The sequence below is a fragment of the Leifsonia sp. Leaf336 genome (assembly GCF_001423695.1).
In the GTDB taxonomy this organism is placed as follows: domain Bacteria; phylum Actinomycetota; class Actinomycetes; order Actinomycetales; family Microbacteriaceae; genus Leifsonia.
The window spans coordinates 962,410-987,202 of the sequence record NZ_LMOZ01000001.1 but is presented as its reverse complement, the minus strand read 5'-3'; the positions used below and the strand labels follow the sequence as shown (position 1 = coordinate 987,202).

Genomic DNA, 24,793 nt, shown 5'->3' with positions numbered 1-24,793 from the left:
TGCTCAGAGAGCGTCGACCACCTCCACTCGGCGCATCTTGGACGCCGGCAGCGCCTCCACCGCGCGGGCGAGCCTGGCGTCGCTCGTCACGAGCGGCGCGGTGAGTAACTCGGCGAGCGCGACGAACGCCGCATCGGAGGCGCTCATGCCTCCGCGAAGCTGCCAGACGCGGTGTTCGACCGACTCGAACGGCCACGCGTCGATCGGCAGCTCCAGCAGTTCTGCGTAGGCCATGGAGGCCTCCCCGTCGCTGAGGAGCCCGCGCAGATGCAGTTTGCGCAGGACGTTCGCGGCCTCGGCGAACATCAGATCCGGTGCCACGAGGTCTCGGCCGCGGAGCCGCTCGGCCACCGTCTGACCCGCCGCGGACGGATCGATGAGCAGGCCGACCAACGCGCTGGTGTCGACGACGACCGTCTCGGGCAGCCCTTCGGCGACGCCGGTCATTCGCGACCTGCGGCGATGATCTCGAGGACGACCTCCCGGTCGATCGGGGGAAAGTGCTCGGCCCTTCGGCGCACGCTGTCGAGGACATCGATTGGGCACCCATCGGCGAGGTGGGTGAGTTCATGCATGAGGTACTCCTGGAGTGTGAGGCCGTACGGCGATGGTGGCGACCACCTTCTGGCGAGCGCCGTGCGTCCATCGTGATCCCGCGGGATTGCGCGGAGGCGTTCTTGCAGAAGACCCGTGGAGAACCCGTCGAGCGCGCGAGCTGGGGAGGACAGACCCCTCACGCCCGCGCGACGATGTGGAACACGTGCCAGTGCTTGGGCCCCTCGAACGACATCCCGCGACGGTCGTCCTCCACGAGCCTCACCACGTCGAGCCCGGTGAGCATGGCCTCCACACCGCTGCGGTCGTGGAAGTTCATGCCCGGTCGCCCGAACCACTCGTCGTCGGGCCCGAACAGCTCCCCGGCGAACAGCCCGCCGGGCTCGATGGCGTCGCGGATGTCCGCCCACAGATAGGGGAAGCGCGTCGGGTCGCAGAACGGCAGCGCGAACCCTGCGTACACCAGATCGGCGTGCGGCAGTTCGCCGAGCGCCTCGAAGGTCGCGCGCCGGGTCTCGACGCGCGAGGACGCCTCCTCCCCGAGTCCTTCCTTGACGCGCTCGTCGACCCCGGGATCGGAGTCGACCGCCAGCACCCGCCACCCGCGCTCCGCGAGCTCGCGCGTCTCGACGCCGTCGCCGCATCCGAGGTCGATCGCCAGGCCGGGTTCGGAGGTCCACGCGTCGAGCGCCGCCTCGAACGTGGGACGCACTCCGCGACCGCCCTGCTTCTCGTAGAACTGCGACCAGTCGAACGCCATGGGCTGAGCCTACGCGCGGTGCCGCGCGCGATGCCCCGCCCTGGCTAAGATCGGCGAGTGGAATCCGCACCCGCCAGCCTCCGAGTGGCCGTGCTCGGCCCGGTGCTCGTCGAGGACCGTACGGGCGCCCTCGCCGAGCCGCCCGGCACCCGCGGCAAGAGCCTCGTGGTGGCGCTGGTGCTGGCCCGCGGCGCGGCCTCCGTCGCCGCGCTGGTGGAGGACCTCTGGGACGATGCGCCCCCGCGGCAGGAGCGCGCAGCCCTGCAGACCCTGGTGTCGCGGGTGCGGACGACCAGCGCCGACGGCCTCGTCGAGTCGACGCCGTCCGGATATGCGCTGGCGGTGGAACCCGACGGCACCGACCTCGGCCTCGCGCGCGTCCTGCTCGAGCGGGCGCGGGCCGCACGGGAGGCGGCCGATCCGGTCGCGGCCGTACGCAGCGCGAGCGCAGGCCTCGCGCTCTGGAGGGGCGAGCCCGGCCTCGACCTGAGCGGCACGCGCCTCGCCGACGAGCTCGCCGGTGCGGCGCGCCAGCTGCGCTCCGAGCTGCTCGCGGTGCGGGCGGCCGCCGCACGAGAGGGCGGCGACTCCGCGACCGCGCTCGCCGACCTCCAGCAGCTGCTCGCGGAGCGCCCCTACGACGAAGCCCTGCACGCCGAGCGGATGCGCGCCCTCGCCGACGCCGGCAGGCGCAGCGACGCCCTGCTGGCGTTCGCCGACCTCAAGGAGGCCCTGCTCGACCGGCTCGGCACGCGTCCCGGACCCGAGCTGGTCGCCCTCAACGCGCAGCTCCTCGCCGAGGACGACGCACGGGAGCCGATCGTCCCGCGCCGAGTGCGCATCGGGCTCCGCACCGCCCCGAACTCGCTCGTCGGCCGGGAGTACGACCTGGACGCCGTCGAGGACCTGGTGGCCACCTCCCGTCTGACGACGATCCTGGGCGCGGGCGGCCTGGGCAAGACCCGACTCGCGAACGAGATCGGCCAGCGCGCCATCCACACGCCCGCGGTGATCCTGGTCGAGCTGGCGAGCGTGCGCACCGGCGACGACGTGGAGCTCGCGTTCGCCTCCACGCTCGGGATCCGCGAGGCCAGAGCGACCCGGCTCAGCGACCCCGGCGCACAGCTCGATCTGCGCTCCCGGATTCTCGGGCTGCTCTCGGAGCGGGAGACCCTGCTGATCGTCGACAACTGCGAGCACATCGTGGACGCCGCGGCCGGGTACATCGAGGACATCCTCTCGTCGACGCCGACTGTGCGGGTGCTCGCCACCAGCCGCGCGCCGCTCGCTATCGGGGCAGAGCGCGTCTACGCCCTCGGCCCCCTTCCCGCCGACGACGACGGACCGGCGGCCCGCCTGTTCGCCGAGCGCGCGCGGGCCGCACGCCCCGGCGTCGTGCTGCCCGCGGAGGCCGTGGCCCGGCTGTGCGCCCGGCTCGACGGCCTCCCCCTCGCCATCGAGCTCGCCGCGGCCCGGACGCGTTCGCTGTCGGTGGAGGAGATCGAGCGCCGGCTGAGCAACCGGTTCGCGCTGCTGACCGGCGGCGACCGCACCGCTCCCGAGCGCCACCGCACGCTGTTCGCGGTCATCGACTGGAGCTGGAACCTGCTCGGCGCGTCCGAGCAGTCGCTGATGCGCCGGCTCTCGGCGTTCCCCGACGGGTTCAGCTCCGCCGCTGCGGAGGCGGTGGCCGGCTCCGGTGCCGCGTCGGTGCTCGACGACCTGGACGCGCTCGTCGCGCAGTCGCTCGTGACGGTGACGGAGGACGCGGAGACCGGCATCCTCCGCTACCGGATGCTGGAGACCGTGCGCGAGTTCGGCGATCTGGAACTGACCTCCGCGGGTGAGACCGAGGAGGTGCGCGCCGGCATGGACGCCTGGGCAGTGGGCTTCGCCCGTCATGCGCTCGCCCACATGCATGGTCCGGAGCAGGTGCCCACGTTCGTGCTGGTGACGGCCGAGCAGGACAACCTGGTCGCCGTGCTGCGCTCGGCGATCGACGGCCGGCGCCAGGCGACCACCGCCGCCGTTTTCGCCGTGCTGGCCTACTACTGGTCGCTGCGGAGCACCCACACGGAGGTCCTCGGCTTCGGCCCGGCGGTGATGGACGCACTGTCGGGGTGGGAGCCGGAGGGCGACGACCGCGAGGCCGCGGCCGCCTGCTACGCGCTCGTCGGAGGCACGTTCCTCTACGCAGGCCTGCGCACCGCCGTCCGCGCCATCTCCCGGCTGCGCAAGCTGCGCCGCGAGAAGCCGTTCGGAGACCCGCGGCTCGACGCCATCGCCGGCCTGGTGCTCTCCGCCGGCCACGTCGAGCCGGGGATGCGCCTCCTCGCGGACTTCAGCCGCTCTGCGGACCCCGAGCTGGCGGCGATGGGCAGCCTCCTCACCGCCCAGCTGCAGGAGAACGCGGGCGAGCTCGATCAGGCCCTCGTCACGGCCGCTCACGCCCACGCCAAGGCGCTGGAGGCCGAGGACGCGTGGTCGATCGCATCGGCGGCGCAGGCGCTCGCCCAGCTGCACAGCCAGCTCGCCCACCCGCGCGAGGCTCTCGAGTGGGCCGAGCGCGCGCATGCCGGACTGGCGCTCCTCCAAGCCACCGGCGACCTGCGCCAGCTGGACTGGCTGATCGCCGTCAACTCGATCTCGGCCGGAGACATCGAACGCGGCAGGGAACTCCTCGAGAACTACCTGTACGAGGAGGTCGACCGCACCGGCTTCGACTACGTCGACTACTACGGCATCGGTTTCGCCGGCATGGCCGAGATCGCCCTGGCCGAGGGCGACTTCACCGAGGGCGTCCGGCTGTACGACGAAGCGATCGGCGTCTACCTCGACGACTCGTCCGTGGAGCGCGACGCGGTCGCCAACCCCTGGCTCACGATCCTGGGCGCCGCGTTGGTGGCGGCCCGGCTGCGGGCGCAAGAGGTCGACCCCGCCCTCCTCGACCGAGGCGACACCGCCGCAGCGGCGCGGCGCCTCCGCACCCGGGTGCTGGTGAACGGGCGCCTCAACCCGCCCTACCTCGACAAGCCGGTGATCGGCACGGGCCTGCTCGGCTTCGCGATCTGGATGCTGGACGCCGAGGTCGGCGAAGCTCGCGGCTCGCAGTGGGTCGATGCCGGGCTCGAGCTGTTCGCGCTGGCCGAGCGATCCAACTCCCGGCAGGACATCGAGAGCCTGAGGCGGGCGCCGCTCGCCGCGCGCGTGCGTCGCGCCTGGGGCGACGAGCGACTCGCGGCGGCGGAGAACGCGGTGTCGGCGCTGACGCGGGACGCGGCGGCGGTGCGCGGGCTGGCGCTCCTGGGCGACGTGCGTCCCTGAGACCGGCGGGGCCGCCGGCCCGACCGCAGACAGGAGATTCCGCTCGATTTCTCCTGTTTCAGCGCTGAGACAGGAGGTCTTAGGGCATGTCGCGCGAGATCTCCTTCTCACACCGGACGTCACGCACAAAGCGGCCGCCGCCTCCCTCCGCAGGAGACGACGGCCGCTGACCGTGGGGCGGGAGGCTAGGCCTTCCGCATGTAGGCGCGCACCGTGAGGGGTGCGAAGACCGCGACGATGACCGCCGCGCCGAGGAGCGCCCACCAGCCGTCGGCCCCGAAGGTGCCGTTGTTGGCGAGGTCGCGCACCGCCGTCACCAGGTGCGAGACGGGGTTGATGTTGACGAACCACTGCAGCCAGTCCGGGAGGGTGTTCACCGGCACGAAGGCGTTCGAGAAGAACGTCAGCGGGAAGAGCACCAGGAACGAGATGCCCTGGACCGATCCGGCCGTGCGGGCGATCACGCCGAAGAAGGCGAAGATCCAGCTGATCGCCCAGGCGCAGACGATGACGAGCAGTCCGGCCAGGACCACGAAGCCGAAGCCCGCGGCGGGCCGGTAGCCCATGAAGAACCCGGTGACGAAGGTGATCGTCGTCGCGATCGCGTAGCGCAGCGTGTCGGCGAGCAACGCGCCCGAAAGCGGCGCGATCCTGGCGATCGGCATCGACTTGAAGCGGTCGAACACGCCCTTGTCCATGTCCTCCCGCAACTGCACGCCGGTGACGACGGAGGTCGTGATCACCGTCTGGGCGAGGATGCCGGGAATCAGGTAGGGCAGGTAGTGCGACACCCCTCCGGCGATCGCGCCGCCGAACAGCAGGGCGAACATGATCGTGAAGATGATCGGCTGCAGGGTCACGTCGAACAGCTGCTCGGGCGTCCGCTTGATCTTCAGGAGGCCGCGGTGGGCCATCGTTATCGTGTTCGACAGCGTCTGGCCGAGGCTGACGTGGTTCTTCAGGTTCCGCTCGGAGGGCGGAGTGATGGTGGCGATGGCGCTCATGCCCGGACTCCTTCTGATGCAGCGGCCGTGTCGGACTCGGCGGACTCGTCGTCCGCGTCGTTCTCTTCTTCGACGCCGTGGCCGGTCAGCGTCAGGAAAACCTCGTCGAGGGTCGGCTTCTGCACGGACATCTCCTGCAGGTGGATGCCGGCCTCGCGGAAAGTGACGAACAGGTCGGTGACGGCGTCGGCGTCGCGCATGGGCGCGGTGAGCCGCGAGCCTTCGGGCGAGACGACGGCCTCCACGCCGAGCACGGCGGCGATGGCCCGGCGGGCGTCCTCGATGTCGGCCGGGTCGGCCAGGCGCAGCTGCAGCGAGGAGTCCCCGACCGAGGCTTTGAGCTCGTCGGCGGTGCCCTCGGCGACGACGCGGCCGCGATCGATGACCGCGATGCGGTCGGCCAGCTGATCGGCCTCGTCGAGGTACTGCGTGGTGAGCAGCACCGTCGAGCCGGTGGCGACCAGCCGGCGGATGGTGTCCCACATCTGTGCGCGGGTGCGCGGGTCTAGGCCCGTGGTCGGCTCGTCGAGGAAGATCAGCGGCGGCTGCGCGATGAGGCTGGCCGCGAGGTCGAGCCGGCGGCGCATGCCGCCCGAGAACTTCTTGAGCGGACGCTTGGCGGCGTCCGACAGCCCGAACTCCTCGAGCAGCTCGGCGGTCTTGGCCTTCGCCTCCCGGCCGCTCAGGCCGAGCAGGCGGGCGAAGATCATGAGGTTCTCGTTGGCCGAGAGCGTCTCGTCGACCGAGGCGAACTGGGCGGTGACGCCCAGCAGCTGGCGGACGACCTGCTGCTCCTTGCGGATGTCGTGCCCGAAGATGAACGCGTCGCCGCCGTCGGGCCGGAGCAGCGTGGCGAGCATGGAGATGGTGGTGGTCTTCCCGGCGCCGTTCGGGCCGAGGACACCGTAGACGGTTCCGGCGCGGACGTTCAGGTCGACACCGTCGACCGCCCGGTTGTCGCCGAAGACCTTGACGAGCCCGTGGGCCTCGACGGCCCACTCGGTGCTGCGAGTCATGGTGGTCCTTCCTGATGAGGTGGATGAGTCGATGCTCGCCGGGCGCGCTTACACAGCGCTTACGGCGCGCTTACAGGGCCGCCGCGCGGGTGTAAGCGGCGGTGAGAGGGAGATGAGCGGGCGGAGGACGCCGCTCAGGCGACGGTGCGGACCGCGGCGACGACCGCCGGACGATCGACGCCGGCGAGCAGCAGGGCGCGTGGAACGGTGCCGAGTTCGAGGCCGAGGATCGCGGTAACGAGGTCGGCCTCGCCGGAACGCTGGCGACGGTGCGCCGACGCGACACGGTGGGCCCGCGACAGCGCCTCCTTCGCCGAGGCGCCCCAGCGCGGGCGGGCGACCCGCGGTGAGGAGACCAGGCGCTCCTCCCCCGGAGGCTCGACGCCGGCCACGCGGAGGCTGGCCTCGCGCTCGGCGCGCAGGGCGGCCTCCAGCCCGGCCGGGTCGAGCCCGGCGTCGGCGAGCACGTCGCGGATGGGGCTGCTGCCGTCGCGGGAGAGCGCGAGCAGCAGGTGCTCGGCCTCGACCAGGGTCGAGTTGCGGCGCTGCGCTTCGGCGACCGAGGCGATGACGACCGCGCGCACCGCCTTGGAGAGCGGCTGCCCGGGGGCGTTGTTGGCGGTTTCAGACATTTCGTCTCCTGAGGGCGATGCCGGCCGCGGCGACGCGACGCAGGTGCTTCTTGTGCACGGCTTGGCGGGTGACGCCGAGGGCGTCGGCGATCTGGGTCCAGCTCCAGCCGTCGCGGAGGGCGCGCTCGACCTCCGCGTCTTCGAGCCGGTCGGCGAGCTCGCGGAGGGAGACGACGGCGGCGAGGCCGTCGGCGACCCCGCCGAGCGGGTCGGGTGCCGGGGTGGGTGGAGGGTTCATGGGAGCAACTTTAGTTGCTTACTCCGAATTGTCAACTTAAGTTGCTTGCTTCTCCTCCGTTCCCGACGCGACCACGCGTATCCTGGCCGGCATGGACATCGGCGTCGGCACGACCGTATGGCTCGGGGATCGCCCCGGAGTGGTGGTGGAGCGACCAGACGAGGGCGGGCAGTTCCTCGTGGAGTACTCGGCCCTCGACGGCGGGCTTGAGACCACGTGGTGCGCGCCGGGCGACGCCCGCGTGCAGCCGCGTCGAATCTGACCGGCGCGCACGATATCCGCGCGGATGCGCACCTGGGCGCGCGAATCCCGCGCAATGGGCGACGTACACTGATGAAGTGACAGCGTACGTCTCGGCCTTCGACCTGTTCTCGATCGGCATCGGCCCCTCGAGCTCGCACACCGTCGGACCCTTGCGGGCGGCGAAGGCGTTCGCCGACCGGATCGTCGCCGACGGCCTCCTCGACCGCGTCGACCAGGTCACCTGCACGCTGTACGGATCCCTCGGCTCCACCGGGATCGGCCACGGCACCCCGGACGCCGTCGTCGCCGGGCTGCGCGGCAACGAGCCGGAGAACTGCCGCCCGGAGGACGTCCGCGGCGCCTGGTCTGCGATCGAACCGGGCACGACGCTGCTGCTGGCCGGACGACGCGAGATCCCGCTCTCGAAGGACGATATCGACTTCGAGCCGCGCACGCGCCTCCCCGGCCACCCCAACGCGCTCACCCTGCGCGCCTGGGGCCGCTCGGCCGACGGCACGCGCGAGCCCCTGCCACTGCTGGAGGAGACCTACTACTCGATCGGCGGCGGCTTCATCCGCCGCGACGGCGAGGAGGCCGACCTCGCGGCCCGCGCCGCCCATCCCCTGCCCTACGACTCGGCCGAGGAGCTCCTCGCCATCTGCGAGCGGCTCGACATCCCGATCTGCGAGGTCGCACGCCGCAACGAGGCCGCCCTGCACGGCGCAGAACCCACCGACGCCCGCCTCGACCTGATCTGGGAGGCCATGGCCGAGTGCGTCGCGCGGGGTCTCGCCGGCGACGGCACCCTCCCCGGCGGACTCGGCGTGAAACGGCGCGCCGCCGCGATGCGCGAACACCTCGAGAGCGTGCAGGACGACCCCGGCCGTGCCACGTCGCTGGAGTGGCTGCATGCCTTCGCGCTGGCGGTCAACGAGGAGAACGCCTCCGGAGGCCGCGTCGTCACCGCGCCGACGAACGGCGCCGCGGGCATCGTCCCGGCGGTGGCCCACTACTACCTCCGCTTCGTCCCCGGCGCGTCGCTCGACGGCATCCGCAAGTACCTGCTCACGGCGACGGCCATCGGGTCGCTGTTCAAGGCGAACGCCTCGATCTCCGGCGCGGAGGGCGGATGCCAGGCCGAGGTCGGGTCGGCCTGCGCGATGGCGGCCGGCGCGCTCTGCGCGGTGCTCGGCGGCACGCCGAAGCAGGTGGAGAACGCGGCCGAGATCGCGATGGAGCACCATCTCGGACTGACCTGCGACCCGGTCGGCGGGCTCGTGCAGATCCCGTGCATCGAGCGCAACGCGATCGCCTCCTCCACAGCGGTCTCGGCAGCACGGCTCGCGCTGCACGGCGACGGATCGCACCTGGTCTCCCTCGACACGGTGATCGAGACGATGCGGCAGACGGGCCTCGACATGTCGACGAAGTACAAGGAGACCAGCGAGGGCGGCCTGGCGGTCAACGTCATCGAGTGCTGAGCCGGCGGTGCGGGCCACGCATTACGCCCGGTTGCGGCGATCGTAGGCGACGTCGGAGGCCCCGGTTAGCGTGGTCGGCATGACGATCACGACCGACCACTCCGGCCAGGCCGACCCCGAGACCCACCGCGCTCCCCACCACCGCGGGGCCGCGCTCGGCGCCGCGCTCGCCGGGCCGCTGGTGTCGACCCAGTGGCTGTGCGACCACCTGGGATCGGACGGCCTGGTGGTCGTCGATGCGACGGTGGTGGCCGCGACGGGCGCCGACGGACGTGTCGGCTACGTGAGCGGAGCCGGCCAGTACCGCGACGGCCACGTGCCCGGCGCCGTCTTCGCCGACCTCCTCGACCCGTTCAGCGACCCGGCCGGGCGGTTCCCGTTCACGCGTCCGGGCGCCGAGGCGTTCGCGAGCGCCGCTGCAGCGCTCGGGGTGGAGGCCGGCACGACGGTCGTCATCTACGATGCGGCGGTCGGGCAGTGGGCCTCGCGGTTGTGGTGGCTGTTCCGCTCGTTCGGTCACGACCGCGTCGCCGTGCTCGACGGCGGCGTCACCAAGTGGAGCGGCGAAGACCGCCCGCTCGAGAGCGGCCAGGTCGAGCCGCAGCCGGCCGACTTCGTCCCCGTTGCGGAGCTCCCCGGCTTCTGGAGCGACCGGGACGACGTCGCGGCCGTGCTGTCCGGCGACCGCGCCGGAACGCTGGTCTGCGGGACCCCGCCGCGCGACTTCGCCGCGCGGCACCTCCCGGGTAGCGTGAGCGCGCCCGCGGTTCGACTCGTCGACAGGGCGACGAACGCCTTTCTACCCCGCGCCGAGCTGCGCGAGCTCTTCGCCGACGTGCTGTCGTCCTCCGACCCGATTGTGGCGTATTGCGGAGGAGGGATCGCCGCCGCCGCGGACGCACTGGCACTCGCCCTGCTCGGCCGCGACGACGTGACGGTGTACGACGGCTCTCTCGCCGAGTGGGCGTCCGACCCGGAGGCGCCGCTCGCGAGCCTGTGACCCGGTCGCGGCTATCTCGGCTCGGGAGGGGCGATCCTGGGTTTTCGCCGCGATCGGGCACTGAGTGCCATAGCGCGACGTAGGCTCGGATCATGACCCTGATGGAGATTCCATTCCAGACCATCGACGGTGCGCCGAGCAGCCTGTCCGAATTCGCGGGCAAGGTCATCCTGGTCGTCAACGTCGCCTCGCGCTGCGGACTCGCACCGCAGTACGAGAAGCTCGAGAAGCTGCAGGAGACCTACGGCGACCGCGGCTTCACCGTGATCGGCTTCCCGAGTAACCAGTTCCTCCAGGAGCTCAGCTCGACGGACGCGATCAAGGAGTACTGCTCCACGACGTGGGGCGTCACGTTCCCGATGATGGAGAAGGTACGGCTGAACGGGCGCAACGCGCACCCGCTCTACGCCGAGCTGACCACCCACCCGGACGTCGACGGCAAAGCCGGCAAGGTCAAGTGGAACTTCGAGAAGTTCGTCATCACGCCCGACGGCGCGGTGCACCGCTTCCGTCCGCAGACCGAACCGGACGACCCGCGCATCGTCGGGCTGATCGAGGCGGCGCTTCCGGCGGTCGCTTGATCGTCGGCTCGCTCGTAGCCCGGGCTCAGGCGCGCCGGAACCAACGACCTCCGACGCGCTCGGTGAGCCGCCACGACCCCGTCTCGGCGAGCAGCTGCACGGCCGCCACGGTGTGCTCGGCGACCCGGAGCGCCTCGGCGCTGCGGTCGGCCGTGAAGCGCACGGTCAGCCGCGCCTCGCGGCTGACGACGTCGACGCTCGTCGCCTCCACGGTGGCGAGTTCGGCCGTCGCCGCGGCAGCCGCGGGCTCGATGGAGGTGGCGGAGACGTCGGCGTGCAGCCGCCCGACGGGGATGATCACACGAAACGAAGGCACGCGCCGAGCCTACGGCGCGCAGGCCTACCATGACGTACGCTGACACGGCGGGATCGGAAGGGGGTGCGCGAATGCACACCGAATCACCGGATACACGAGAGCTCTACATCATCCAGGACGCGGGCCTGACGACCGACGAGCTGGAGGCCTTCGACCGGATGCTCGTCGAGCGGCGCCGGGGGGACGTCGCCGAGGCGCAGCGGCACGCGGAGGCGCTCGGCAGTCTGCTGTCGTCGCGGTCGGAGTCGACCGCCGACGACGAGCACGATCCGGAGGGGCCGACGCTCAGTGCGGAGTGGAGTCGGCTGCACGCGCTCCGCTCGGAGACCGCCGACGACATCGCGGCCGTCGACGCGGCCCGCGAGCGCATCCGAACCGGACGCTACGGCAGGTGTTCGACGTGCGGACGCCCGATCGGGGTGCCGCGGCTGGAGGCACGCCCGACGACCGAACTCTGCATCGTCTGCGCGGTCGCCGCCGAGCGTTGACCGAACGGGGCTGAGCGGACGACGCTGAGCGGACAGCCGGTCGCTATCGGCTCGCGCGGGATGCCCGGTAGACCGCCTCTGTGCGGCTGGAGGCGCCGACCTTGCGCAGGATGCTCGACACGTGCACGCTCGCGGTCTTGGCGGAGATGAACAGCGCTTCGCCGATCTGCTTGTTGCTGAGGCCCTGCTCGATGAGCGCGAGCACCTGCTCTTCGCGCTCGGTCAGCGGTGCCCCCGGCCCGACGGCGGCCGCTCCGTGCCCCGCGCGGTTGCTGCGCGAGGAGGCGAGCGCCGTGGCGGCCTCGGTGAGGAGGCCGAATCCCGAGCGCTCGGCCTCGCCACGGGCTGCGGCGGCGAGCTGCTCGACCGCGCCGCTGTCTCCGGCGGCCCGCGCCACGCGGGCGGCGCGCACCAGGGCGTAGGGGTGGAGGTGCGCAGGCGCCAGCGGTGACGCCGTCGCGTCGATCGCGGCCTGCCAGGCGGCGCGGGCGGCGGCGAATCGTTCGGGAGCGGGGCGGCCATCCGAACCGTCCGCGGCCTCCACAGCAGCCAGGGCCGTGGCGAGTTCGGCGCGGATCACCGGACCCCACGCGACGGCGGTCGGCCAGGTCTCGATGGCCGTGAGCACGGCGTCCAGGCGAGCGGCCTCCCCCACGACGTCGATCCCGTCGAGGTCGTCGAGCGCGCCTGCGCCACCGGACGCCCCGGCCTCGCGTGCCGCGCGGAACGCGCCGTCTGCGAGTGCACGCGCAGCCGCCGCGAGCACCGGGAGGTCGGAGGCCGGCAGCCGGTGATGAGCGGCCGCGCGCACCGGCGCGGTCGCCTCCCAGGCACCGAGATGGTCTCCGCGCGCGATCGCCAGCTCGGCGGCCAGCCGCGCCACGCCCAGTTCGGACTGCACCTCCAGCTCGCCGAGCGTGCGCAGGCCGCCGTGCCAGCGCCGCAGCAGCGCCTCGGCCGTGTCGAGGTCGCCGCGCCAGAGCGTGATCCAGAGCTTCATGCGCTGCAGGTGCGCCCGGAAGCTCGGCGGCGGATCGAGTGCGAGCGCCGGATCGAGCATGGCCTCGGCGCGATCGAGCTCGCCGAGCGCGAGCAGCGGTTCGACCGTGTTGGACGACAGGATGACGCCGGACGTGCGCTCGACTCCGCGGGCACGCGCCTCGCGGGCGCCGCGCTCGGCGAGGCGCACGGCCTCCTCGTACCGACCCAGCGTGTTCATCGCATCGGACGCGTTGACCGCGTAGCGCAGCGCGGCTCCCGGGTCGTGCTCCGCCAGTCGGCCGGCCTCGTCGAGCTCGGCGAGGCCTCGTTCGATCGAGCCCGCCGCGACCAGCGAGCTGCCGCGGATGTTGTGGGCGACCGAGAGCAGCGCCTCGGCCCCGCTCTCCGCTTCGTCGACCGCCTGCGAGGTGAGCGCGACCGCCTCGTCGAAACGGGCGGCGAGCATGTACCTGGCGGCCAGCTCGGTGAGGAGTTGCGGGCGCAGACCGTCGCCGGCGGGGAGCGAACCGGCAGGAACGACCTCCAAGGCATCCTGCAGCAGCTCGATGACGCCCGGCCGGTTGAGGTTCATCAGGTATTGCGCCTTGTCGCGCAGCAGTCGCGCGTGCCGGGCGGGCGGGAGGTCGGCCGCCGATTCGAGCGCCGCGTTCACCATCGCGAGCGCGCGCTCGTTGTCTCCCGCGTTGCGCAGCGCCGAGGCCGTGCGCGACAGCAGGTCGGTGCGGCTGGTGATGCCGAGAGCGCCGGAGCCGAGCTCCTGGGCGTCGGGCACGCTGTCCCACAGGTCGAGTGCACGGTCGCCCATCGCGGCGGCCGTCGCGTAGGCATAGGAGCGGCGGGCCTCCTCCATCGCCTCGAGCGACGCGATGAACGCACGCCGCAGATCGTGCGCTGCGAGCCAGTGGGTGGAGAGCTGCGTGGCGGAACACTGGGGGCTGGCCTCCAGGGCTTCGGCGAACCTCCGGTGGTAACGGCTGCGCTCGCCCGGGAGCAGGTCGGCGTGGATGGCCTCGCGGACGAGAGCGTGCCGGAAGGTGTACTCGGTCGTGTCTGCCGCGAGGACGTTGGCGACCACGGCCTCCCTTGCCGCGGCGTCGAGCTCGTCGGCGGTTCCGTCGAAGACCGCGCTGAGCAGTTCGTGATCGACGCAGACTCCCCCGGCCGAGACGAGACGCAGCAGCTGCTGGGTCGGATCGCTGAGCTTCTCGAATCGCGCGAGCAAGAGCTCGCGCAGGGTCTCGGGGAGGTCTTCGCCCGTCGCGAGGCCGTCGATGCCGATCAGCTCCTCGACGAAGAACGGGACGCCCTCGCTCATCTCGTAGACGCGGTCGACCGTCGCGGCGTCGGGCTCGCACCCGAGCAGGCGGGCGATGAGCGCCTCCACCTGGTCGCGGCCGAGCCGGGCGAGCTCCCAGCGGGTGAGCCGGCGCGTGCGCTCCAGCTCGGCGAGGTAGGACCGCAGCGGGTGGCCGCGACCGACTTCATCGCTGCGGTAGCTGAGCAGCACGAGGATGCGCCCGCGCTCGGCCATCCGCACGATGAACCGCAGCAGTTCGAGCGTGGCGGAGTCGGCCCAGTGGATGTCCTCCACAGCGAGCACGAGGGGTCGGTCGACCGAGAGCGTCTCGAGAAGCACCGTGACCAGTTCGTAGAGACGTTCGGCGCCGGTGCGGGCAGGAACGGCGGAGTCGTCGGCGAGCTCGGGCAACAGCACAGGCAGCACTCCCGCTCCGTGGCCGGCGGCGGCGAGGACCGTGTCGAGACCGCGCAGCTCGATGAGCCGACGCAGGATGCTCGCGAACGGCGCGTACGGGGCTCCGTCGTTGCCGAGGTCGACGCAGCGGCCCAGCAGCACCGTCGCGGAGCTCTCGGCCTCGGCGAGGAACTCGGCGAGCAGCCGGGACTTGCCGATGCCCGCCTCTCCGCCGATGACGACAGCGCGCAGGCCGCCGCCGTGTTCGACGCCGCCGACTTCGACGGCACGGAGTTCGTCGCGCAGCGCCTCGAGATCGGACTCGCGTCCGATCATCGTGGGGCTGGACGCCGGTGATCGCATGGCCTCATCGTGCCACGCACCACCGACATCCTCACCCCTCCCGCGCCCGGCTTCGCGCAGGGCAGAACCGCCGTCATCGCCCGGCGTGAGCGAGCTCCCGCTGCGGCTCGGCGACGGGCTGCCCGACCGGCTCGCGCGTCGGCTCCGCCGCCGGAGCGATTGACGTCGCCACCGCCTCCGGGGCGGCAGGGGCAGCGTGCCGGCGCAGGCTCCGCGCAGCGCGGTCGGCGGCGTGCTCCGCCCGCCGCGCCGCGCGCTGCTCACGGCGGCGGCGCACCAGCTCGCGCTCCTGCTCGGCCCGGCGGGCGTCCCCCTCGAACACGCGACCGGCGACGAACTCCTCGGACAGCATCATGATCCTCACCCTTCGTTCCACTGCTTTCTTCGACTCCCTCAGACTCGTCGCTAAGGACCCCCTCCCACATCGGGAAGATGCCCTATTCCGGCCCGGCACCGCCTCAGAACGTGCCGCAAGCGCCCGAAGGGGACAGCGCACACGGCAGGGCTCGACACCGTGCCGCCGTCGGAGCAAGCTGACGTCATGGCAACGATCAACGAGCTGCAGCCTCCCTATCGCGTCGGCTACTTCGTCGGCAGCCTCTCCTCGGTCTCGATCAACCGGAGGCTTGCGAAAGCCCTCCTCCACCTCGCCCCGGACGAGCTGGTCTTCACCGAGATCGAGATCGGCGGCCTCCCGCTCTACAACCGTGACTTCGACGGGGACTTCCCCCCGGTCGCGCAGGACTACAAAGCGTCGATCGCCGCGCAGCAGGCGCTGCTGTTCGTGACGCCGGAGTACAACCGCTCCATCCCCGGAGCCCTCAAGAACGCGATCGACTGGGCCAGCCGGCCCTACGGCGAGAACGTGATCGCGCGCAAGGCGACCGCCGTGATCGGGGCCTCGCCCGGAGCGATCGGCACGGCGGTCGCGCAGCAGCAGCTGCGCAGCGTGCTCAGCTTCCTGCAGGCGCCGCAGATGAACGCGCCGGAGGCGTACATCCAGATGCGTCCCGGCCTGATCGACGACGACGGCACGGTCAACGACGAGTCGACGGAGGCGTTCCTCCGCGGATTCATGGTCTCGTTCTTCGAGTACATCGAGCGCGTGCTGACCGTCGTGCCGGCGCCACGGTGACGCCGCCGCTGCTCCAGGACGCCGAGACGCCGCGCAGCGTCGCGCTGAACCCGCTCGGCCGCGACGGCGACGCGCTCGTTCTGCGCGTGGACGCCGTCGACGGCGCGCACCGCTGGACCCTCGCCGGGCCGCTGCTGAGCGTCGACGAGGCGAACGACCTCGGCGCCTGGCTGGCGGGGCTGCCCGGCGATCTCACGCTCGGCGCCGATGAGTGGACCTCGCTCACCTTCCGCTCGCCCGCGCTGTCGCTCGCGGGTCGGCGAGCGCCGGGCGGAGAGGTCGAGCTGCGGGTGTCGGTACTCGGGATGTCGAGGGTGGACGACAGCCCGCCGCCGCCAGGGCAGTCGCCCCGGACGACCGATGTGGTGCTCGGCGTCCGGCTCGCGGCTCCCGCGGTCGAGGAGGCCGCCGTCGCCTTCGTCGAAGCGATCTCCTCCGCCGCGGAGTGAATGGAGCGCTCAGCGACCGCCCTCGTACTTGCGGTGGCGCTGAGCGACCGCCTGCGGGCCGTAGGGGTACACCTCGGTCCGGGGCTCGCTCACCTCGTCGAGCCGGGCGACCTGCTCATCGCTCAGCTCGAGGTCGGCAGCCGCGAGGTTGTCGTCCAATTGCTCGATGGTGCGCGCGCCCAGGATGACACTCGTCACGGCCGGACGGTCGACCAGCCACGCCAGGGCGACCTGCGACATGCTCGCGCCGGTCTCCTCGGACACCGCCTGCACGGCGTCGATGACCTCCCAGGTGCGCGGATCGGCATTGCGGGCGTCGAAGGCCTCCATGCCGCGCTTCGGGTCCTCGCCCAGCCGGGTCGCCCCGGTCGGCGCCTGGTCGCGGCGGTACTTGCCGCTCAACCAGCCGCCCGCCAGCGGCGACCACGGCAGCAGGCCGATCCCGGCATCGAGAGCCGCCGGCACGATCTCGTGCTCGATGCCGCGCACCAGGAGGCTGTACTGCGGCTGCAGCGTGACCGGCGGAGCGAACCCGTAGCCGTCGGCGACGGCGACCGCCTTGGTCAGCTGCCACCCGAGGTAGTTAGAGAAGCCGTAGTAGCCGATCTTGCCGGCCGTGACGGCGTCGTCGAGGAACCGCAGCGTCTCGTCGAGCGGTGTGAGGGCGTCCCAGGCGTGCAACTGGTAGAGATCGATGTGGTCCACGCCCAGCCGGCGGAGCGAGTCGTCGAGCGCCTTGCGCAGGTGGGTGCGCGAGAGGCCGACGTCGTTCGAGCCCTCCCCCATCGGGAACCGGCCCTTCGTCGCGATGACGATCTGGTCGCGACGGCCGTCGTTGCGGGCGAGCCAGCGCCCGATGATCGACTCGGAGACGCCGGAACTGTAGACGTCCGCCGTGTCGATGAACGTGCCTCCGGCGTCGAGATACCGCTCCAGGATGGCGTGGGAGGTGGCTTCATCGGCCTCCGCTCCGAAGGTCATGGTGCCGAGTGCGAAGGCGGACACGATCGTTCCGCTGTTTCCGAGGGTCCTGAGGTCCATGGCCTCGACGCTAGCCTCGCCCGGCGTTTTCGCCTACCGTTTGCCATCGTGAAGCTGCTGATGCTGTCCGATACGCACGTGCCGAAACGCGCTCGGGCGCTGCCGGCGCAGGTTGTCGCCGCGGTCGATGACGCCGACGTGGTGATCCACGCCGGCGACTGGGTCGACGACCCGACGCTCGACCTGCTGGAGGAGCGCTCCCGACGGCTGATCGGCGTGTGGGGCAACAACGACGGCCCCTCGCTGCGTCGGCGGTTGCCGGAGGTCGCGCGCGCCGATCTCGGCGGGCTGCGGTTCGCGGTCGTCCACGAGACCGGTCCTGCCACCGGCCGCGAGCAGCGCTGCGAGCGCGATTTCGCCGACGCCGACGTGCCGGTCTTCGGCCACTCGCACATCCCGTGGGACACCGTCGCCCCAGGCGGCCTGCGCCTCCTGAACCCCGGGTCGCCCACCGACCGCCGGCGGCAGCCGTTCTGCACCTACCTGACCGCGGAGGTCGCCGACGGCCGGCTCACCGACGTGCGCCTCGTCCCGCTCCCGCGCTGAACGCTGCTCCCGGTCGGTTACGGCCTGGTCGGTTACGGGAGGGTGAGCAGGCCGTCTGTGAGGAGGGCGCGGACGGCGGGGAGCAGATCGGCGCGCAGCGCGGGCTCCTCGACCTCGAGAAGCTGCGCGAGCGCGGCGATGATCGCACCGACGGGCAGCTCGCCGTCGCACGCGCCGACCAGGGCGGCCAGACCGGTGTCGGCCGAGACGACGCGACCGAATCCGCCGCCCTGACGCAGGAGGATCGCGGTCGGAGCGTCGGCGCCCGGCCACAGGTGCCGCTCCTCGGTGACGTCGGGCGCGACCGTGAGCCGGAGGCCGGCAAGTGCGTCGTCGTCGAGCGCGGCCTGGGCGTCGTGCGCCGCCAGGCAGTCGCCGAGGTGCACGCCCAGCCCCGCCTCGTTCGCGCCGAGCGAGCCGTGCCTCCGCTCGAACCGGCGAAGGGTCGGGAGGCCGTCGGCGCGGAGGCCGTCGGCGCGTCGGAGCAGGACGTAGCCGAAGCCGACCTCCCGCACGTCCCTGGCCTCGAAGTCGTCGAGCCAGGCGCCCTCCAGCCGGTCGAACTCCGGTGTGCCGGGGCGGGTGCCGCCGTCGCGGATCCACGTCTCGGCGTACTGGGCGGCGTCCTCCGTGTCGCGCTCGATCACCCAGGCGTCGAGCGGCTGAGCGGAGTCGTCGACCCACCCACGCACGCGGTCGAGCGCGTCGCCCGTGCCGTGGTACTCCCAGTTGCCGAGCAACTGCGCGACGCCTCCCGGGGTCAGGTGCTCGCCGCAGCCGGAGACGAACGCGGCCACCAGGGCGTCGCCGACCATGCCGCCGTCGCGGTACTCGTAGGCGGGAACGCCCTCCACCCGCGGCGTGATGACGAAGGGCGGGTTGGAGACGATGTGGTCGAAGGTCTCGCCGGCCACCGGCTCGAACAGGCTGCCGAGCCGGAACTCGATCCCCTCGACGTCGTTGAGTTCGGCGTTCAGCGCCGCGAGCCGCAACGCGCGCTCGGAGATGTCGGTCGCGACGACCCGCTCCGCGTGGCGGGCGGCGTGCAGAGCCTGGATGCCGCATCCCGTGCCGAGGTCGAGGGCGGAGCGCACCGGGCGCTGCAGCATCAGGCCGCTGAGGGTCAGGGAGGCGCCGCCGACGCCGAGCACGTGGTCCTCCGGCAGCGCACCGCCGAGGGCCAGCTCGCCGAGGTCCGACACGATCCACCACTCGGCGGGGCCGACCGCGTCGACGAACGCGTAGGGGCGCAGATCGACGGCAGGGGCGATCGTCTCACCACCCGTCGGGCCCTCGATGACGAGACCGAGCTCGACCGCGCCCGCGAGGCCGAGCGTCGGGAGGGCCGCGGCGGCGTCCGCGAGCGGAACGGGCCTCCCGAGCACGAAGAGGGACGCGAGCGTGCCGCGTGCGCCGGCCTCGGCCGCGGCGAGCGCCCGCTCGGCCGGCACCCGCCGACCGCGGAACAGCGCCGCGGACGCCGACTCGCCCCAGAGGGCGCTGAGCCCGTCGACGGTGAAGCCGGCGGCGTGAAGGTCGGAGCGGAGGGCGGAGACGGCTGCGGAACGCACGAATCCATTCAACCAGGAGCACAATGGGCGCTGTGACTTCCCGAGAGAGCATCGTACGAAGGCGAGCCGTGGTGACCGGGATGGTGCAGGGCGTCGGTTTCCGCTGGGGCGCCCGTGAGGAGGCGCACCGGCTCGGCGTGACCGGGTGGGCCCGCAACCGGTCCGACGGCACCGTGGAGGTGGAGGTCGAGGGCGACGAGGCGCGCGTCGACCGGATGATCGCGTGGCTGCGCTCGGGGCCTCCCGGCAGCGCCGTCGACGACGTGCGGGTGTCGGCGGCGGTACCCGACGGCGACGACGCGTTCCGCATCCGTCAGACCGAGTAGGCGCACGCGAAGGGGGCCGACGCGAGGTCACGCCCTGACACAGGCCATCGGCGAGGGGCACAATAGGGCCATGACCCGCGCAACGCTGCTGACCATCACCGCGCCCACCGGCGAGCACGCTCCCGGCGACCAGGGCTTCGCCCTCGCCGACTTCGACGCACCGCAGGTGCGCATCACCGATCTCGCCGTGACGCGCGGTGACGGCGTCTTCGAGACGATCGCCGTCATCGACGGGCACCCGCAGGCGCTCGGGCCGCACCTGATGCGTCTTGCGCACTCGGCCGAGCTGCTCGACCTCCCGGCGCCCGCGGAGCACGTCTGGCACGAGGCCGTGCTGGCGGGCATCGACGACTACCGCTCGCGCAACGGCGACGGCGGCGAGCTGTTCGCCAAGTTGATCTACACGCGCGGCATCGAGGGCACCGGCGCTCCGAGCGGCTGGATCTTCGTCCACGAGGGCGAGGACTTCACGCAGCAACGGCTCGGAATCTCGGTCGTCGCACTCGACCGCGGGCTGCGGCACGACGTCGCCGAGACCTCCCCCTGGCTGCTTGCGGGCGCGAAGAGCCTGTCGTACGCCGTGAACCGCGCGGCCCAGCGGGAGGCCGCACGCCGCGGCGCCGACGACGTGATCTTCATCAGTTCGGACGGTTTCGCGCTGGAGGGCCCGACCTCCAACGTCATCCTGCTCGCCGACGGTGTCGTCGTCACTCCGCAGACCGACCAGGGGATCCTCGCCGGCACGACGCAGGCGGAGGTGTTCGCGTTCTTCGAGGCGCGCGGGTACGCGACGGAGTACCGCCACATCACAGTTGACGAGCTGGAGGCCGCCGATGCGCTCTGGCTGGTCTCCAGCGTGCGCCAGGCGGCGCCGATCACGCACCTCGACGGCCGCGAGTACCCCGTGGATGCCGAGCTGACCGCGGAGTTGAACCGGTACCTGCTGTCGCGGACGCACTGAGCGGCGGCGGCCCTTCGTCGGCAATGGAGGAGATCAGGCGCGACTCGCCGGAGCATGGCGGCTGACGGAGGACTCTGCGTCCGAACGCGAGCGGAACTCCTCCGCTGGCCGCGGCGACGAAGGCGGCCCGAGCGGCCCGCTGCGCCTTCCACCGTTTACTCGCGCGTGAATGGCGCGTTACACCCCGATTGGCGGTGCGCGTATTTCGCCGCCTAGGCTGTACGCACCGTACCGGCGACGACGCCGGGGCCACCGCATGGGGAAGGAGGTCGACGTGGACGAGCAGGTCCCGAGAAGCATCGAAGTGCTGCGTCAGCAGGCGCGTGACGAGTTGGCTGCGATCATCGAGCACCGGTGCCGCGCCGGCGAAGATCCCTGGCATTTCATCCCCGACCTCCCGAGCGTCGACGAGCAGGTGGTCATCTCGCTGCGTGCGGGAGCGATCGAGGAGTTCGACCTCGCAGAGGAGCAGTCCCGGGCGCACCATCCCGCGGCCGGGCGCGACACCTACACGCGGTTCGAGTTCGGCGTGCTGCGCCGCATCGCCCTGGAGCATCCCGAACTGAGCGAAGCGGTATGGGGAATGCTCGACAAGGTCGAGCGCGCGTAGTAGACCTGGCGGCATGGGGATCGTCACCGCCGATATCGCCGTGTCGCTCGACGGGTTCGCCGCCGGGCCCAACCAGTCGCTCGAGAACCCGCTGGGCGAGCGCGGGGTGGAACGGCTGCACACCTGGATGTTCGAGTACGCCGACGAGCACGTCGAGGAGATCGCCGCGATCACCGCGGCGGGCGCGTACGTGATGGGCCGCAACATGTTCGGGCCCATCCGCGGCGACTGGCCGGACGGCGGCGATCTCGCCGCGTGGCGCGGCTGGTGGGGCGAGGATCCGCCGTACCACGCGCCGGTGTTCGTCCTGACGCACTATCCGCGCGACCCGGTGGTCATGGAGGGCGGGACGACGTTCGAGTTCGTCACCGACGGAATCCACTCGGCCACCGACCGGGCGCGCGCCGTCGCCGGGGAGGCCGACGTCGCGATCGCCGGAGGCGCCGAGACGCTCAACCAGGCGCTCTGGGCGGGCATCGTCGACGAGCTGCGGCTGCACGTGGTGCCGCTCACCCTCGGCGCAGGCGAGCGCGTCTTCGACCGGGTGCCTCCGCTGCAGCTGGAGCTGCTGCGGTCGCGGGTCACGCCGCAGGTCGCGCATCTGACCTACCGGGTCGTGCGCTGAGCGTTCCGGCTCGGCTCAGCCCAGCTCCGCCGGTGACGTGACCGGCAACCTGCACACGAAATCGCGGCAGAGGTACGCCGTCGGGAGGCCGCCACGCGCGGTGCGGCCCTCGAACAGTTCGAAGCCGGCCTCCGCGAACTCTCCGGCATGGCCTTCGTCGACGATCGCCACCAGCTCGGCGGGGTGACGGCGCGCCGCCGCGACGAGCCCCTCCGGGTCGCCGTCGACGTCCTGCCGGTCGACGGATCGCACCACCACCAGCTGACGAGCCTCGCCGTCGAGTCGCGACATCAAGGCGAGCGCCGCCCCGAAGGCGCTCGGCACGCTCACGGCCGGCCCGGCGACGAGCCGCATGGCCTCCCGGGCCGCGCGCTCGTAGCGCCGGCTCGCGGTCATCAGGAACAGCGTGTGCGCCGCCGTCGCCATCGCGGTCAGCCCCGACGGGTACGCGCCCTCCGACGGATCGACCCGCGTGGCGAGGCCGGTCGACTCCAGCACGGCGTCGCCGCCTCCGGGCACCCCGAACGGGCAGTCGTCGCCGCGCTCGGCCTCCAGGCACAGGTCGACGAGGTCGCGCGCGTCGATCGCGGCCTGCGCGTCGCCGCTCGCGAGTGCGACCTCCAGGAGGCCGCAGGCAAGGCCGCCGTAGTCTTCGAGCGTGGCGACCGCGTCGGAGGTCCGGCCGGCCACCGAGGCGCGGCCGAGCGTGCCGTCGGCCCGGCGGTGCGTCGCGAGCACGGCACGGGCCGACTCGCTCGCCGCGGCGATCCACGCAGGGCGACTCAGGATGCGTCCCGCGCGTGCCAGCGCGGAGATGGCGAAGCCGTTCCACCCCGTCAGGACTTTCTCGTCGAGTGCGGGAGGCCGCAGCCGCGCGCGCTCCTCGACCGGCACGCGGTAATAGCCGCCCTCCACCCGGGCGCCGTCGATCTCGCTCTCCGAGTCCTGCGCCGACGCGAAACCGCCGCCGGGCCGGCGCAGCACGCCGAGCAGGAACGCGGCGACGCCGTCGGCGGTCTCCTGCGCCCAGCCCTCCCCGGTCTGCGCCCACGCCGTGGCGTACGCGTCGAGGAGCTGCGCGTTGTCGTACAGCATGCGCTCGTAGTGCGGTTCGCTCCAGTCGCGCCGGGTCGCGTAGCGGAAGAATCCGCCGTCGACCGGGTCGCGCAGCGGCGACGCGGCCATCCGCCGGAGTGTGCGGTAGGCGAGCTCCCGGCCGGTCGCCCGCTCGAGCAGGAAGCCGAGCACCGGGGCGACCGGGAACTTCGGTGCGGCGCCGAAACCGCCGAACTGCGGGTCCTCCGTCTCGGCCAGGCCCGCGACGGCCGCGTCGAGGCTGCGCTCGCCGGGGAGGTCGGAGACCCTCGTCGCACGGGCGGCCGCCTCGGCGAGCGCCTCCCCCACGCGGACCGCGTCGGACTCCACCTCGTCGCGGCGGTTCAGCCAGGCATCGGCGACCGCGTCGAGGATCTGACGGAACGAGGCACGGCCTCCCATCGGCGTCGGCGGGAAGTAGGTGCCGGCGAAGAAGGCGCGACCGGTGGAGGTGGCGAAGACGGTGAGCGGCCAGCCGAGGCCGTCGGTGAAGGCGCTCGCCGCCGAGAGGTAGGCGGCGTCGACGTCGGGGTGCTCCTCGCGGTCGACCTTGATCGAGACGAAACGCTCGCTCAGGAGCGCCGCGATCGACGGGTCGCTGAAGCTCTCCCTGGCCATCACGTGGCACCAGTGGCAGGTCGCGTACCCGATCGAGATCATCACGGGCACGTCGCGGCGGCGGGCCTCGGCGAACGCCTCCGGACCCCAGGGGAACCAGTCGACCGGGTTGTCGGCGTGCGCGCGCAGATACGGGCTGATCGCGTCCCCGAGCCGATTCGTCATGCGCCCACCCGATTCGTCATGCGCTCACCCTACGGCCGCCCTTGCTAAGCTGGGCGATATGGTTGCACACGCAAATACCCCGCTCCTGACTCTGAACAACGGCACCACCATCCCGCAGCTGGGCTTCGGCGTCTTCAAGGTCGACCCGGCCGAGACGACCCGCATCGTCACCGACGCCCTCGAGGTGGGCTACCGCCACATCGACACCGCCGCGATCTACGGCAACGAGGAGGGCGTCGGCGCCGCGCTCGCCTCCTCCGGAATCGCCCGCGACGAGCTGTTCATCACCACCAAGCTCTGGAACGACCGGCAGACCGATGCCGAGGCCGCCTTCGACGAGTCGCTCGCCAAGCTCGGCCTCGACTACGTCGACCTCTACCTCATCCACTGGCCGACCCCGCAGAAGGACACCTTCGTGGAGGCGTGGAAGTCGCTCGAGAAGATCTACGCGAGCGGCCGGGCCAAGGCCATCGGCGTCTCGAACTTCCTGGTGCCGCACCTGACCAAGCTTCTCGCGAACACCGAGGTCGTGCCCGCCGTCAACCAGATCGAGCTGCACCCGGCCCACCAGCAGCCGGAGGTCACCGCGTTCTCGCGCGAGCACGGCATCGCGATCGAGGCGTGGGGTCCGCTCGGCCAGGGCAAGTACCCGCTGTTCGAGGCTCCGGAGGTCGCGGGCCCCGCGGCCGCGCACGGCAAGACGCCGGCCCAGGTCGTCATCCGCTGGCACCTCCAGACCGGCAACATCGTCTTCCCCAAGTCGAACCGCCGCGAGCGCATGGCCGAGAACTTCGACGTGTTCGACTTCGAGCTGACCGCCGACGAGGTCGCCGCGATCTCGTCGATGGAGCGCGAGGGCCGCGTCAGCGCCCACCCCGACGAGGTCAACTGACCGCATCCCTGGGCGGCGACACCATTGCCAACGCCGTCCAGGGAGGACGATCATTGCGCCCAT

The 24,793-nt window shown here is 72.2% G+C and carries 27 protein-coding genes; 14 read left to right on the top strand and 13 right to left on the bottom strand.

Translation table 11 applies throughout. The features are described from left to right. Positions 1-3: 3 nt before the first annotated feature. The 3 genes from ASF88_RS04795 to ASF88_RS04790 form a co-directional block, all read right to left on the bottom strand. The gene (locus tag ASF88_RS04795) at positions 4-447 is read right to left on the bottom strand and encodes a type II toxin-antitoxin system VapC family toxin (RefSeq protein WP_055914940.1); all 444 of its coding nucleotides are present in this window, start codon (positions 445-447) and stop codon (positions 4-6) included. Beyond that, complete coding sequence (locus ASF88_RS21050) at positions 444-575, bottom strand: hypothetical protein (RefSeq protein ID WP_268765636.1); 132 nt, start codon at positions 573-575, stop codon at positions 444-446. Before ASF88_RS21050 ends, ASF88_RS04795 begins: the two co-directional genes overlap by 4 nt. A 158-nt stretch (positions 576-733) precedes the next feature. Further along, entirely contained in the window at positions 734-1,315 is a 582-nt protein-coding gene (locus ASF88_RS04790) for a class I SAM-dependent methyltransferase (protein WP_055914937.1), read from the bottom strand. A gap of 57 nt (positions 1,316-1,372) precedes the next feature. Between ASF88_RS04790 and ASF88_RS04785 the strand changes: the two genes are divergently transcribed. Further along, the gene (locus ASF88_RS04785) at positions 1,373-4,639 is read left to right on the top strand and encodes an ATP-binding protein (protein ID WP_055914934.1); all 3,267 of its coding nucleotides are present in this window, start codon (positions 1,373-1,375) and stop codon (positions 4,637-4,639) included. 185 nt (positions 4,640-4,824) lie between these two features. Here ASF88_RS04785 and ASF88_RS04780 read toward each other — a convergent pair whose 3' ends face one another. From ASF88_RS04780 to ASF88_RS04765, 4 genes are all read right to left on the bottom strand, one after another. After that, entirely contained in the window at positions 4,825-5,643 is an 819-nt protein-coding gene (locus ASF88_RS04780) for an ABC transporter permease (protein ID WP_055914931.1), read from the bottom strand. Beyond that, positions 5,640-6,659 (bottom strand): ATP-binding cassette domain-containing protein, encoded by a 1,020-nt coding sequence (locus ASF88_RS04775; RefSeq protein WP_055914928.1) that lies wholly within the window; start codon positions 6,657-6,659, stop codon positions 5,640-5,642. Before ASF88_RS04775 ends, ASF88_RS04780 begins: the two co-directional genes overlap by 4 nt. A gap of 134 nt (positions 6,660-6,793) precedes the next feature. Beyond that, positions 6,794-7,291, bottom strand: coding sequence for a Clp protease N-terminal domain-containing protein (locus ASF88_RS04770; protein WP_055914925.1), 498 nt, complete (start codon positions 7,289-7,291; stop codon positions 6,794-6,796). Continuing rightward, positions 7,284-7,529 carry a helix-turn-helix domain-containing protein gene (locus ASF88_RS04765; protein ID WP_055914922.1) on the bottom strand — a complete coding sequence of 82 codons (246 nt, stop codon included), beginning with the start codon at positions 7,527-7,529 and terminating at the stop codon, positions 7,284-7,286. Before ASF88_RS04765 ends, ASF88_RS04770 begins: the two co-directional genes overlap by 8 nt. Positions 7,530-7,620: 91 nt before the next feature. On the opposite strand from ASF88_RS04765, the gene ASF88_RS20305 reads away from it, so the two are divergent. The 4 genes from ASF88_RS20305 (at position 7,621) to ASF88_RS04750 (ending at position 10,834) form a co-directional block, all read left to right on the top strand. Then, on the top strand, positions 7,621-7,791 hold the full coding sequence (locus ASF88_RS20305) for a hypothetical protein (RefSeq protein ID WP_157498240.1): 171 nt from the start codon (positions 7,621-7,623) through the stop codon (positions 7,789-7,791). Between the two features lie 76 nt (positions 7,792-7,867). After that, positions 7,868-9,253: an L-serine ammonia-lyase gene (locus tag ASF88_RS04760; RefSeq protein WP_055914919.1), complete on the top strand. Its 1,386-nt coding sequence runs from the start codon at positions 7,868-7,870 to the stop codon at positions 9,251-9,253. A gap of 79 nt (positions 9,254-9,332) precedes the next feature. After that, entirely contained in the window at positions 9,333-10,253 is a 921-nt protein-coding gene (locus ASF88_RS04755) for a sulfurtransferase (RefSeq protein WP_157498239.1), read from the top strand. Positions 10,254-10,345: 92 nt separating this feature from the next. After that, entirely contained in the window at positions 10,346-10,834 is a 489-nt protein-coding gene (locus tag ASF88_RS04750; protein WP_055914913.1) for a glutathione peroxidase, read from the top strand. 25 nt (positions 10,835-10,859) lie between these two features. On the opposite strand, the gene ASF88_RS04745 is transcribed toward ASF88_RS04750, so the two are convergent. Next, on the bottom strand, positions 10,860-11,150 hold the full coding sequence (locus ASF88_RS04745; RefSeq protein ID WP_055914910.1) for a hypothetical protein: 291 nt from the start codon (positions 11,148-11,150) through the stop codon (positions 10,860-10,862). Between the two features lie 71 nt (positions 11,151-11,221). Here ASF88_RS04745 and ASF88_RS04740 point away from each other — a divergent pair, with 71 nt between their 5' ends. Next, positions 11,222-11,638, top strand: a complete 417-nt coding sequence (locus ASF88_RS04740) for a TraR/DksA family transcriptional regulator (RefSeq protein ID WP_055914907.1) — start codon at positions 11,222-11,224, stop codon at positions 11,636-11,638. A 43-nt stretch (positions 11,639-11,681) separates the two neighbouring features. On the opposite strand, the gene ASF88_RS21100 is transcribed toward ASF88_RS04740, so the two are convergent. Then, positions 11,682-14,696: a helix-turn-helix transcriptional regulator gene (locus ASF88_RS21100; protein ID WP_055914904.1), complete on the bottom strand. Its 3,015-nt coding sequence runs from the start codon at positions 14,694-14,696 to the stop codon at positions 11,682-11,684. A gap of 73 nt (positions 14,697-14,769) precedes the next feature. Further along, positions 14,770-15,051: a hypothetical protein gene (locus ASF88_RS04730; protein WP_157498237.1), complete on the bottom strand. Its 282-nt coding sequence runs from the start codon at positions 15,049-15,051 to the stop codon at positions 14,770-14,772. A gap of 186 nt (positions 15,052-15,237) precedes the next feature. Between ASF88_RS04730 and ASF88_RS04725 the strand changes: the two genes are divergently transcribed. Beyond that, on the top strand, positions 15,238-15,831 hold the full coding sequence (locus tag ASF88_RS04725; RefSeq protein WP_055914898.1) for an NADPH-dependent FMN reductase: 594 nt from the start codon (positions 15,238-15,240) through the stop codon (positions 15,829-15,831). Next, positions 15,828-16,280 carry a WapI family immunity protein gene (locus tag ASF88_RS04720; protein WP_055914895.1) on the top strand — a complete coding sequence of 151 codons (453 nt, stop codon included), beginning with the start codon at positions 15,828-15,830 and terminating at the stop codon, positions 16,278-16,280. The genes ASF88_RS04725 and ASF88_RS04720 overlap by 4 nt, the downstream gene beginning before the upstream one ends. Before the next feature lie 9 nt (positions 16,281-16,289). On the opposite strand, the gene ASF88_RS04715 is transcribed toward ASF88_RS04720, so the two are convergent. Then, the gene (locus ASF88_RS04715; RefSeq protein ID WP_055914893.1) at positions 16,290-17,321 is read right to left on the bottom strand and encodes an aldo/keto reductase; all 1,032 of its coding nucleotides are present in this window, start codon (positions 17,319-17,321) and stop codon (positions 16,290-16,292) included. 60 nt (positions 17,322-17,381) lie between these two features. Between ASF88_RS04715 and ASF88_RS04710 the strand changes: the two genes are divergently transcribed. Then, positions 17,382-17,867, top strand: a complete 486-nt coding sequence (locus ASF88_RS04710) for a metallophosphoesterase family protein (protein WP_200935249.1) — start codon at positions 17,382-17,384, stop codon at positions 17,865-17,867. 32 nt (positions 17,868-17,899) lie between these two features. On the opposite strand, the gene ASF88_RS04705 is transcribed toward ASF88_RS04710, so the two are convergent. Then, positions 17,900-19,438: a DUF7059 domain-containing protein gene (locus ASF88_RS04705; RefSeq protein WP_235493281.1), complete on the bottom strand. Its 1,539-nt coding sequence runs from the start codon at positions 19,436-19,438 to the stop codon at positions 17,900-17,902. A gap of 32 nt (positions 19,439-19,470) precedes the next feature. On the opposite strand from ASF88_RS04705, the gene ASF88_RS04700 reads away from it, so the two are divergent. From ASF88_RS04700 to ASF88_RS04685, 4 genes are all read left to right on the top strand, one after another. Next, positions 19,471-19,764 (top strand): acylphosphatase, encoded by a 294-nt coding sequence (locus tag ASF88_RS04700; protein ID WP_235493280.1) that lies wholly within the window; start codon positions 19,471-19,473, stop codon positions 19,762-19,764. 70 nt (positions 19,765-19,834) lie between these two features. After that, positions 19,835-20,725, top strand: a complete 891-nt coding sequence (locus ASF88_RS04695) for an aminodeoxychorismate lyase (RefSeq protein WP_055914884.1) — start codon at positions 19,835-19,837, stop codon at positions 20,723-20,725. 274 nt (positions 20,726-20,999) lie between these two features. Further along, complete coding sequence (locus ASF88_RS04690) at positions 21,000-21,335, top strand: hypothetical protein (RefSeq protein WP_055916664.1); 336 nt, start codon at positions 21,000-21,002, stop codon at positions 21,333-21,335. A gap of 13 nt (positions 21,336-21,348) precedes the next feature. Then, entirely contained in the window at positions 21,349-21,960 is a 612-nt protein-coding gene (locus ASF88_RS04685; RefSeq protein ID WP_055914881.1) for a dihydrofolate reductase family protein, read from the top strand. Between the two features lie 15 nt (positions 21,961-21,975). Here the strand turns inward: ASF88_RS04685 and ASF88_RS04680 are convergent, their stop codons facing one another. Further along, positions 21,976-23,838, bottom strand: a complete 1,863-nt coding sequence (locus ASF88_RS04680; protein WP_055914878.1) for a thioredoxin domain-containing protein — start codon at positions 23,836-23,838, stop codon at positions 21,976-21,978. Between the two features lie 58 nt (positions 23,839-23,896). Between ASF88_RS04680 and ASF88_RS04675 the strand changes: the two genes are divergently transcribed. Beyond that, entirely contained in the window at positions 23,897-24,730 is an 834-nt protein-coding gene (locus tag ASF88_RS04675; RefSeq protein ID WP_055914876.1) for an aldo/keto reductase, read from the top strand. Positions 24,731-24,793: the final 63 nt, after the last annotated feature.